The sequence below is a fragment of the uncultured Holdemanella sp. genome (genome assembly GCF_958348295.1).
Classification (GTDB): domain Bacteria; phylum Bacillota_I; class Bacilli_A; order Erysipelotrichales; family Erysipelotrichaceae; genus Holdemanella.
Genome location: NZ_CATVYQ010000061.1, coordinates 1 through 10,883 on the forward strand (window position 1 = coordinate 1; position 10,883 = coordinate 10,883).

General features: G+C 33.3%; 11 protein-coding genes. 1 reads left to right on the forward strand and 10 read right to left on the reverse strand.

The genetic code is table 11. The annotated features are described in order from the left end of the window. The 7 genes from Q3907_RS09635 to Q3907_RS09665 all read right to left on the reverse strand — a co-directional run. A partial coding sequence (locus tag Q3907_RS09635) for an Rpn family recombination-promoting nuclease/putative transposase (RefSeq protein WP_301898118.1) occupies nucleotides 1-806 on the reverse strand: 806 nt, incomplete at its 3' end. Nucleotides 807-897: 91 nt separating this feature from the next. After that, on the reverse strand, nucleotides 898-1,599 hold the full coding sequence (locus Q3907_RS09640; protein WP_301898119.1) for a biosynthetic peptidoglycan transglycosylase: 702 nt from the start codon (nucleotides 1,597-1,599) through the stop codon (nucleotides 898-900). 52 nt (nucleotides 1,600-1,651) lie between these two features. After that, nucleotides 1,652-2,326: a UDP-N-acetylglucosamine pyrophosphorylase gene (locus Q3907_RS09645; RefSeq protein WP_301898120.1), complete on the reverse strand. Its 675-nt coding sequence runs from the start codon at nucleotides 2,324-2,326 to the stop codon at nucleotides 1,652-1,654. Between the two features lie 15 nt (nucleotides 2,327-2,341). Continuing rightward, nucleotides 2,342-2,809, reverse strand: coding sequence for a metallophosphoesterase (locus Q3907_RS09650; RefSeq protein ID WP_301898121.1), 468 nt, complete (start codon nucleotides 2,807-2,809; stop codon nucleotides 2,342-2,344). An 8-nt stretch (nucleotides 2,810-2,817) separates the two neighbouring features. Continuing rightward, a complete protein-coding gene (locus Q3907_RS09655) occupies nucleotides 2,818-3,858 on the reverse strand; it encodes a M15 family metallopeptidase (protein ID WP_301898122.1) in 1,041 nt (346 codons plus the stop codon). 35 nt (nucleotides 3,859-3,893) lie between these two features. After that, complete coding sequence (uvrC, locus tag Q3907_RS09660) at nucleotides 3,894-5,651, reverse strand: excinuclease ABC subunit UvrC (protein WP_301898123.1); 1,758 nt, start codon at nucleotides 5,649-5,651, stop codon at nucleotides 3,894-3,896. A gap of 8 nt (nucleotides 5,652-5,659) precedes the next feature. Next, a complete protein-coding gene (locus Q3907_RS09665; protein WP_301898124.1) occupies nucleotides 5,660-7,975 on the reverse strand; it encodes an endonuclease MutS2 in 2,316 nt (771 codons plus the stop codon). A 63-nt stretch (nucleotides 7,976-8,038) separates the two neighbouring features. Between Q3907_RS09665 and rnhC the strand changes: the two genes are divergently transcribed. Continuing rightward, the gene (gene rnhC / locus Q3907_RS09670) at nucleotides 8,039-8,896 is read left to right on the forward strand and encodes a ribonuclease HIII (protein WP_301898125.1); all 858 of its coding nucleotides are present in this window, start codon (nucleotides 8,039-8,041) and stop codon (nucleotides 8,894-8,896) included. A gap of 113 nt (nucleotides 8,897-9,009) precedes the next feature. On the opposite strand, the gene Q3907_RS09675 is transcribed toward rnhC, so the two are convergent. The 3 genes from Q3907_RS09675 to lspA form a co-directional block, all read right to left on the reverse strand. Beyond that, nucleotides 9,010-9,492, reverse strand: a complete 483-nt coding sequence (locus Q3907_RS09675) for a dCMP deaminase family protein (RefSeq protein WP_295645370.1) — start codon at nucleotides 9,490-9,492, stop codon at nucleotides 9,010-9,012. Continuing rightward, nucleotides 9,489-10,403 carry an RluA family pseudouridine synthase gene (locus tag Q3907_RS09680; protein ID WP_295645355.1) on the reverse strand — a complete coding sequence of 305 codons (915 nt, stop codon included), beginning with the start codon at nucleotides 10,401-10,403 and terminating at the stop codon, nucleotides 9,489-9,491. Before Q3907_RS09680 ends, Q3907_RS09675 begins: the two co-directional genes overlap by 4 nt. Next, a partial coding sequence (lspA, locus tag Q3907_RS09685) for a signal peptidase II (protein WP_301898126.1) occupies nucleotides 10,385-10,883 on the reverse strand: 499 nt, incomplete at its 5' end. The genes lspA and Q3907_RS09680, both read right to left, overlap by 19 nt.

Below are 10,883 nucleotides of genomic sequence, written 5' to 3' on the forward strand. Positions count from 1 at the left end.
TTTAATTTATTTGCTTCTTGGTTTAATTTATTTGCTTCTTGTAATGTCTTTTTTGCTTCTTCTTGTGCTTTATGAGCCTCTTCAAGTTCGAGCTGTCGTTCCATTCGCTCTTCATTTTCATGCAATTTTTGAAAATCTTCTATTATTTTCTTCCAACCATCATCCGATATCGTTTCTACACGCTTCTCTAACATTTGAATCACCCCATCACTTTCTATCATCACCTTAATTTTACTATCATCCATTCCCTTGTGGCAATTTAAAAAGTAATAAATCATCTTTTCTTGTTCATTCATGTCTTCAAGTGGCTTATTTACATCCAACTTTGCCATTTCTACCGTTCGTATCTTCATTCGATCTTCCGCTTCTTTCACAAAAGATAAGCCATCCTCATTTTTCAATGTGAATGTGTTACACATTCGATCATTTTCAATTAGATTCACATTAAAGAACACTAAGACAATCGTTTCCTTTAATTGTTTGTAGTATTTTCCTTCCAATTGTTGTGATCCATGTAGTCTAGCCAAATAATAACTAAAGCGAATCGGCAAATAATCTTGCGTTTGTCTTAACTGCATTTCTAAATCCACCATGGTTCGATCATCAAATTCAACTAATAAATCCAATCTTGGATTTTTCATCTTACTATAGTCTTTTACCATTTCTGAATTCTTTACAACAACTTTATTCACCTTCCTTTCTAAAAATACCGTAAGTAATGATTTTAAGGCATCATTGGCCTCTTTACAATCTTCGCCAAAAACATACTTGAAGGCGAAATCATTTAATAAATTTGCGCTACGCATCAGCACCTCATTTCTAGTAGGCATTTTCCTACATACTCTTATACGAAAAAAAAGGCACCTTTTCGAATAAAAATTAAAAAATTGCATCCATTTAAACAGATGCATTATAATAGGTCGCTATATCACTTTCTGATATATAACCACACTCAGCCATTGCCTTTAATACAGCATATTGTTTTTGTTTGGCTTGGGCAAAATGATAAACTAACTCATAATTGTTTGGCGATTGCGGTATACCCGCCAGTAAAGAAGCCTGCGCTATTGTCAAATCCTCAGGATCTGTATCAAAATATCCCATGCTTGCCTCATAGATACCCGTATAATTATTTCCATAATTGATCACATTGACATAAAGCGCTAGAATTTCATTTTTTGAATAATGTTTCTCTAAATAGCGAGCTATAAAAAATTCAGTACTTTTACGATCCCAAGAACCATCAAACATACCATACAGATTTTTAGCCAATTGCTGCGTTATTGTAGATCCTCCACTCTTTAATAAATCATTATCAAATTGAGATACAGCTGCACGAACTAGACCAATATAGTCTACACCACTATGATCATAAAAGCGACGATCTTCTATCGCAACAGTCGCTCGAATAAGTTCTGGTGAAATATCATCATATCCTACAAAATATGGGCTTGATGTAACTTCACTCACAGCTTGATCTACTGATTTAGAAGATGTAAGTTCTAAATAGCCCCAATATCCTTTGCCAAAAAAGATTCCTACAAAGGCAATCACTAAAATCAACAATAATTTAAATATAAACTTAACAAACTTTTTCATACCTAAACATTACCATAAGAAAAAAGACTTGTAAAATTACAAGTCAGTAAGATTAATCTTTTAAAGATACGTGTGTGGCATCTTTGAAAATTGAATTTGCCGCAATCTGACCACGCACACGAGATAAAGGATATACATTTGTATGTGGACCAATAATAGTTCCTGGACAAAGCACAGAATTACATCCAACCTCTACATAATCGCCCATAAAAGCACCGATTTTTCTTAATCCCGTTTCAAATTCTTCAACCACATTATAATTTTCATCTTTTCTTCTTAAGATAATATTATCTCTAGCACTCTTCAAATTACTTGTGATACCACCAGCACCTAAATGAGCATGAAATCCAAGAATACTATCCCCAACATAGTTATAGTGTGGTGTCTCCACATTATCAAATAAAATGCAATTTTTTAATTCAACACTATTTCCTACAACACAATTTGCACCAACCAAGGCACTACCACGAATAAAAGCACAATGACGAACTTCAGTTTCAGGACCAATAATGCATGGAGCTCCTAAATAAGCACTTTCAAAAACATGTGCACTTTTATGAACCCAAACCTGCTCTTTTACTTCTACATAATCTTCGCCTAAATTTTTACCTAATTCTAAAATCAATTCTTTGATTCCAGACAATGCCTGCCAAGGATATTCAAATTGCGATAAATAATCCTTTGCTAAAGTGTGATTTAAATCATATAGCTCACTAATTTTATACATAAACTTCCTTCTTTCTTACCATTCCGGTTCAAACTTAAAGTCAACCGAAACATGATTTTCATCTATATCTAAAACCGCATAACTACAAGGTTTTCCATCCCTTGAATGCGATAAAGATCCTGGATTCAATAATACTACATCATCAACTTGATCAAAATAAGCTACGTGTGTATGTCCAAAACAAACAATGTCACAATCCAATTCTTTTGCTCGATTTGCTAATTGTTCACATCTTGAAAAATAAGAGAAACGATGTGAATGCGTAACAAAGATACGATGCTTTCCAATCGGAATAATACGCTGATCTTCAAAACGACCAAAATAATCATTATTGCCACGAACAATAATATAGCCCGGATAATTCATTGGATCATCCTCAAGATCCCCACAATGAATAAATAATCTTGCTTCAGGATGTTTTTCGCGAATCAAATTTAATATATCATTTCTTCCATGCGAATCACTCACAACAACTATTTTCATAAACTTTTTTACTCCAATTCATCCTTAAAAGTCATTTGCTCCATACCCTTATTACTATCGTGCATAGCTTTTGCGGTTTTTACACCCACATAACGCAATACAAAAGGTTGATACCAATGTCCTGTCTTTTTTTCCTGACCCATTTCATAACGCACCACAAAACCATATCGATACGCATTTTCAAGGAGCCATTCAACACGATTCTGGTTTTCTTTTGATAATTCTTCCTGTACCTGTGTGTAATCCATATCTTCATTTAAATAAAGTTTACAAAGGTTGATCCATTCATCTTGTCCATTTAAAACAATTGTATAGCCTAGCTGTTGCTCATTTTTACCAGCACTAAACATATAATTATCAATACCACTAAATTCTTTTGAAGCATTGACATATAAATCTAATATTTCTTCATAATTTAAATATCCACTTGAAATACTAAGCTGATCTTGTTCGTCCATTACGGATTTATAAGCATCCAACATATTCGTCAAATCATCAACCATAGCACTCTGTACATAAACACCATTATAAGAAACTAAATTTTCTGGAGCATACTTATAGACTGTATTCTCCTGGTTTAAAACGGTATAAGGATTTGTCGGATCCGTCACCAATCTAAGATTTGAAAATAATACGGCTTCATTCTCATAAAAAGTTGTTAAATCAATATAAGAATAGTGGGATAACAATTCTTTTAAAGATTCATACGAAAAATTTTTTCGAAAACGATTTACAAAATTGACAATATATTCATTATCGGCATCCTGCGTATCCTTTGCCTCTTTATAATATAACGTGTTTTTTAAATCAAAATCACTCAACTCGATAAAATCCATAAATTTATCTGGCGTAATATGTTGATTGACTAAATAATCAATATCATCACTATCCAAATATTCTAGAATAATATCGCGATTCTCATCGGTGGTATAAGGATATCGAGCTAAAGGATCATATGATTTATCCATGTAGTATAGGCAATAACATCCTATCGCAAAACAAACCACAATCAAAAGAACACGTGCTCGCAATTCTTTTTTACTAATCAAAATAAGTACCTCACGCCAAATATTATACTAAACTATCAATTCTCATGCAAACGAGCATAAAGAATCTTAGCAACATTTTCAGGAATTACTGTAGCTATTTCTTCAACACTCGCCTGGCGCATTTGTTTCATACTCTTAAAATGCTTCAACAATTCTTTCTTACGCTTTGGTCCAATTCCACTCACCGTATCCAATACCGATTTGGTCATAGACTGATCTCTAAGTTTTCTATGATACGTAATCGCAAAACGATGCACTTCATCCTGCATACGTGTCAATAAAAAGAATAAACTGGACTTTGAATCTATTGGAATTTCATTAAGATTTGAATCCATTAAAGCTCTTGTCGCATGCTTATCATCCTTCACTAAACCTGCAACGCGTAAATTAAGTTGTAACATATCTATAATTTCTTTGGCAGCATTGATCTGTAAGGCACCACCATCCACCAATAATAAATCGGGCATTGGCTGATGCTCTTTTAACAACCTGAAGTATCTTCGATAAATAACTTCTTTCATACTATCGACATCGCTTCTGTAACCATCCAATTTATAATGACGATACGAATTTTTATCAGGAATTCCATCCTTAAAAACAACTAAACCACTAACATTAAACGTACCTTGAATATGTGAGTTATCAAACATTTCTACAGTATGAATATCCGTCTTAAAAATCTCACTCAACATATCATTGGCCTTTTTTAATTCGTTATCCTTGCGAAATACCAGTTTAAACTTTTGTTCATGCGCCTCTTTCGCATTTTTGTACACCAAGTCAATCAACTTTTTCTTTTCTCCACGAACAGGAATATGTACATTCGTATTTAAAGCTTCTTTTAAAACATCTATCGGCGTACCTTCAGGAACCAATATTTCTTTAGGCACAACATTTTTCTCATAATATTGCACAATAAAACTTGTAAAGGCATCCATCTCATCTTCATACAAAGGTGTAATAGACATATTTCTTTCCAACAATTTACCTTGACGAATAAAGAACCCTTGAAAAGAAATGTAACCCGAATCCACATAATATCCAAAAACATCACGATTCGCTCGATCTTTAAAGTCGATTGTTTGTTTTTCAATAACATGCTGTAACGCCTGAATCGTATTATAGATTTCTTGTGCCTTTTCAAACTGTAAATTTTCACTCGCCTCTAACATTTTAGATTGCAAAGAATCCATGACCTCTTTTGTATCACCCTGCAAGAATTTTTTAATTTTCTTACGCGTCTTCTCATTTTCCTTAGGATCAATATCATTAATGCAAGGTCCTAAACACTGGTGCATATGATAGTACAAACATGGACTATCTGGAATATGACGGCATTTACGTACGCAAAAGATTTGATTAATCAACTTAACAATTTCATAAGCCGATTGACTACTTGGATAAGGACCAAAATATTCATTCTTCTTATTTTTTATATTACGCGTTGTACGAACCACAAAATTATTTTCCTTTGTGATCTCAATATATGGATATGTCTTGTCATCCATAAACATAATATTATATGGCGGTGTATGTTTTTTAATTAGATTGATTTCTAATAATAAAGCCTCTTTTTCACTACCCGTTACAATAAATTCAAAATCTCGAATATGCGAAACCAAACGCGTTGTCTTATTGTTATGCGTACCATGAAAATAAGATCGTACACGATTTTTTAAAACTTTAGCTTTTCCTACATACAAAATATTTTGATGCTCATCTTTCATGATATAACAACCAGGTGAATCTGGAAGTAATGCCAATTTATCTTGTAAATGTTTAGAAATACTCATTTTATCCCCTACTTTAATATGACAATTGTTGCTCCAAGTCCACCTTCGCTTGGACCTGCACTTGTAAATTTAGAAACATTTGGCTGTTTCTTTAAATCCTTCCATACAGCTGTACGCAAAGCACCCGTACCCATACCATGAATAATACGAACTTGTTTTATGTGTTTTACAACAGCCTGATCTAAATATTTATCTAAAGCTGCAATACCTTCTTCAACACGCATTCCAATTAGATTCAACTCTAAAGAAAAGCGACTCGATACACTTTCTACATGCGCTTTATATGTTGTTTTTTTGATTTGCGGTTTATGCATAGGCTCCAACTTTGAAAGCTTCACTTTCATCTTCATTCCATTCGTTAAAACTGTAGCTTCATTTCTTCGAATATCTACAATTTCTCCATGTGAATTCAAGCCTATAATCTTGACATAGTCACCCACTTTAAATTCTTTCTTTTCTTCCACTTCCATCTCAAGCATATTATCATTTAAAAGATCCAATTCATGCATCTTTTCGATTTGTTTATGTTGTTTACCCGTTTTTTCCTTGCGAAGTACAGTCAGAATTTCTTTGGCCTGTGCTTTTTTCTTTTCTAGCATCTCATTTAATTGTTCTTGATATGTGGTATCCAATTCAGCTTTACGCTTTTCAATTTCTTTTTCTTTTTCATAAGCTTCTTTTTGAACACGATGCGCATCTTCAATCAACAAATTAAAACGCTCTTTCTGTTTCAAAACATCATTTTGAAGTTTTTCTAATTTTTCCAACTCTTTTTCCGTCTGTTTTTCATTTTCATCCTTTAAAAAAGCCGCTCTTGCTAAAATTGTTTCTTCTAAATGATATTCTCTTGCGATATGAAAAGCATAACTCGCACCGGATACGCCCGGAATATATTTATAAGTCGGCTTAAGTGTTTCTGGATTAAATTCTACACTAGAAACTAAAACAGCATCATTTGCCTTTCCATACGTTTTAACTTGTGAATAGTGAGTTGAAGTAATAATCGTACTTTTCTTAGAAATCAAATACTCTAATATCGCAACCGCAAGACTAGCTCCTTCTAAAGGATCTGTACCATTACCAATTTCATCTAATAAAATAAAGCTATTTTCATCACTCATTTGACAAATATTTGATAATCTTGAAATGTGACTTGAAAATGTAGATAAATTATTTTCAATAGATTGACGATCTCCAATATCAAAATACATCGATTGATAGAATGGTAAAATGGCTTTGTGGCAAAGCACCGGAAAAGCAGCATGGGCTAGTGCAACAAACAAGCCGATTGTTTTTAATGTAACTGTTTTACCACCCATATTCGGTCCTGAAATCATCAAACATGCCTGTCGATCATTTAATTCATATGTATTGCATACCACTTTCTTTTCATCAATCAATGGATGTTTAGCATGTTCTAAATATAAAGAATGATCTCTAGATTGTAACGATGGAATGCATCCGTCATAGCGTACTGCCCATTTTGCCTTTGTGAAAGCTACATCAATTACAGTTAATGTTTCTAATGCAGAAGTTAATGCCAAGGCATTTTTCTTAACTTGTAAAGACAATTCTTTACAAATACGCTTCTTTTCTTCTTCAATACGAATTTGTAAAGAAGAAATCTCATTATTATCCGATACAAAGCTTGATGGTTCAACATAGTAGGCAAGACCAGAACTAGATTGTCCGTGACTCATACCGCCAAAGGCATTTTTATCTTGAGCACGTACCAAAACAACAACACGCCCAGAAACAGTTGTCGTCATATTTTCCATCAATTTAGAACTATTCTTTTTTAAAAACTGTCTAGATTTTGATTGTAGAACAAGACGCGTATCAACTAATGCCTTATGCATACTTTTTAAAGCAGGAGTAGCATCTTCTTTTACTGAACCTGTCAAATCAATTTTTGAAATGATTGAATCCATTAAACGAGAACAACCCTCCATAGATTGAGCTAGATTTGTCAATTCACTAAATTCCGAAGAATCCAAACTTTGTTTAGCCTGTTTGACTGCAGTTAAAAAATGATAGATAGATATCAATTCTTTGCTTGTTAAAGTCATTTGTTTAGTTGCCTTTGAAACAGGTAAAGAAATATCATTTGCACCTGATAACGATAGTAACAACCCGTTTTGTTCAAACTGAATTGCTTCTTTGGCATAATTTAATTGTTCTTGTATTTCTAATTTATTAAATTGAGGCAATGCATTTAAAATCTTTTCTTTGGAACAAGAAAAACTGGAAAATGCAGAAATCTGAGTTAGTACACTTGAGAAATCAATTGCCTGATTTAGTTCATCTCTAAAATTTTGTTTCATAAAACGCTCCATTCCTAACTATTTTAACACAAAAACTATGGTAAACTAAATAAGGTGATTAAAATGGCAACATTGACAAAGAAAATGACAAAAGAGGAAATAATCCAATTAAAAAATCGATTAACCCCATTTATATTAAATGAAAGTACACCTCAATATACGTATTATCAAATCAAAACAAAAGAGTGTACAATTATAGCTTATACAAGTGGTAAAGTCGTTTTTCAGGGAGCTGATTTAAGTTGGCTAGAACCTGAAAAGAAAGAAGAAAGTAAAAAAGAAGCATATGATCAAGCTGGAAGTGATGAAGTTGGTACTGGCGATTATTTTGGTCCTGTTGTAGTGGCAAGCTGTATTGTTACAAAAAAAGCAAGAGAAAAGCTTGCTCATTTGGGGATTCAAGATTCTAAACAAGTCGATGATATTAAAATTCGTAAATTAGCTCCTATTATAAAAGAATTGTGTCCACACAGTATTTTGATTGTACCCAATTCAAAATATAATGACATGCATGATTCTTGTAACATGGTAGATATGAAATGTCGTTTGCACAACCAAGCTTATGTCAATCTAGTACACAAAGGATACACACTTCCTAAACAGATTGTCATCGATCAATTTGTCCAGGAAAAAAGTTATTATCGCTATCTACAAGGTTTTCCTGAAGTGATTCGCGGTATTACTTTTGAAACTAAGGCAGAAAATAAATATTTGGCTGTAGCCTGTGCAAGCATCTTAGCTCGAAATGCATTTTTGGAAACTTGGGATCTTATGGAAGAAAAATATAATTTTAAATTCGAAAAGGGGGCTGGTAGTAAAGTGGATGCTTGTGGCAAAGAATTTGTAAAAAAATTTGGAAAAGAAAAGCTTTACCAAGTGGCAAAGCTTCATTTTAAAAATACTCAAAAAATCGGTGTTTAACGCCTTCTTCGATCCTTTTGCGCTATGGAATAATAGCACTTTTTATCTTCATACATCTTTTGAACGGCTTCTATAAAATGCTAAACGCAAAAGAAGTAACATAAGTTACTTCTTTAACGATTATTGATTTTTGTTTCAACCTCAATATCATACGGAAGTTGTACTAATTTTACACCCGCTTCATGAAACATACGCTTACTGGCGATATTTCCTTCCGTACCTTGATATTTATCGCTTTCGTAAACTACACAAGTAATGCCAGCTTGAATAATGGCTTTTGCACATTCGTTACATGGAAATAAAGAAACATATAATGTACAGCCATGAAGATCTTGAATACTATTTAAGATCGCATTCAATTCGGCATGTACAACATATGGATATTTTGTATCTAAAAATTCTCCGTCTCTTTCCCAAGGAAATTCATCATCTTCACATCCATAAGGAAAACCATTATAGCCTAGTCCAACCACTCTTTTTTGTGGATTGACAATACAAGCTCCTACACGCGTATTAGGATCTTTTGAACGCATAGCACTTAAATGTGCCATACCCATAAAATACTGATCCCAACTCAATACATCTTTACGCATTATTCTTCCCCTTCTCTAAGTTCATTTAATACTTTTTCAAATGTTGGTTCTAACGGTACTTCAAAGTGCATCTTTTCATGTGTTGTTGGATGAACAAATTCCAAGGCGCATGCATGCAATAACTGGCCATTGGCCTGAATTGTTTTTCTAGGACCATATTTTGGATCTCCTGCAATTGGATGTTCAATATATTGCATATGTACACGAATTTGATGAGTTCTACCCGTTTCTAATTGACATTTGATGTACGCAAACTTACTGAAGTTTTCTAATACATTAAAATGTGTGATCGCATCCTTAGAATTATTAGCTGTAACTGCCATTTTTTGACGATCCTTTTCATCACGTCCTATTGGTGCATGAATCGTACCATATTCGTGTGTAAATGGTTTATGCACTATGGCAACATATTCACGATGACATGTCTTATCCTGTAATTGCTGACTCAATGACTCGTGCGCCTTATCATTTTTGGCAACAACCAAAAGACCAGATGTATCTTTATCAATACGGTGAACAATGCCTGGTCGCATAATGCCGTTAATGCCACTCAAATCTTTACAATGATATAAAAGAGCATTTACTAATGTCCCTGAATAATGTCCTGGTGCTGGATGAACAACCATACCCTTTGGCTTATTAATGACAATAATATCATGATCTTCATAAACAATGTCTAAATCGATTGGTTCTGGAAGTACTTGAGTTGAATCAAGTTCAGGAATTGAAACTTCAATTTCGTCTCCAACACAAACTTTATAACTGGCCTTCATAACTTTTTGATTCACTAAGACATTTCCTTCATCTAATAAATCTTTGATTCTTTTGCGTGAAAAATCCAGCTTTTCAGCTAAAACTTTATCTAAACGATCTAATTTTGTATCTTCATCTATTATTAGAATTCTTTTTTCCATCTCTCTTGCTCCTTCTTATCATCTACAAACATACTGATTAATATTAATGCAATTCCTACTGTTATGCAAATGTCCGCCACATTAAATACGGGAAATGGATAACCAAAAATATAGAAACTAAAAAAGTCTCTAACGTATCCTAGGCTCATACGATCAATAAAATTGCCAATAGCTCCTGAAAATACTAGAGATAGGCAAATTTGATAGCGTGAATCATTTGTTTTAAAAAACATATATACCATTCCAACAAGTGCAATAATGGTTAGTGCTGCAAAAAAGCCCATTCCAGCTTGTGCAAACATACTAAATCCAGCTCCAGTATTTTGAACATATGTCAAGTAAAAGAAATGATTGATCATTTCCACGGTTTCATTTAATTTGATTGACTTCACAATAGCCCATTTCGTCCATTGATCTAGTCCTAAAGTGACAAATACTATTAATAAGGATGCCACTACTGTTTTTCCTTGTTTCATCTTA

Coding starts and splice junctions, on each gene's coding strand:
- rnhC (WP_301898125.1), top strand. CDS start 8,039: ATGGCAACATTGACAAAGAAAATGACAAAAGAGGAAATAATCCAATTA.
- uvrC (WP_301898123.1), bottom strand. CDS start 5,651: ATGAGTATTTCTAAACATTTACAAGATAAATTGGCATTACTTCCAGAT.
- Q3907_RS09665 (WP_301898124.1), bottom strand. CDS start 7,975: ATGAAACAAAATTTTAGAGATGAACTAAATCAGGCAATTGATTTCTCA.
- Q3907_RS09650 (WP_301898121.1), bottom strand. CDS start 2,809: ATGAAAATAGTTGTTGTGAGTGATTCGCATGGAAGAAATGATATATTA.
- Q3907_RS09640 (WP_301898119.1), bottom strand. CDS start 1,599: ATGAAAAAGTTTGTTAAGTTTATATTTAAATTATTGTTGATTTTAGTG.
- Q3907_RS09645 (WP_301898120.1), bottom strand. CDS start 2,326: ATGTATAAAATTAGTGAGCTATATGATTTAAATCACACTTTAGCAAAG.
- Q3907_RS09680 (WP_295645355.1), bottom strand. CDS start 10,403: ATGGAAAAAAGAATTCTAATAATAGATGAAGATACAAAATTAGATCGT.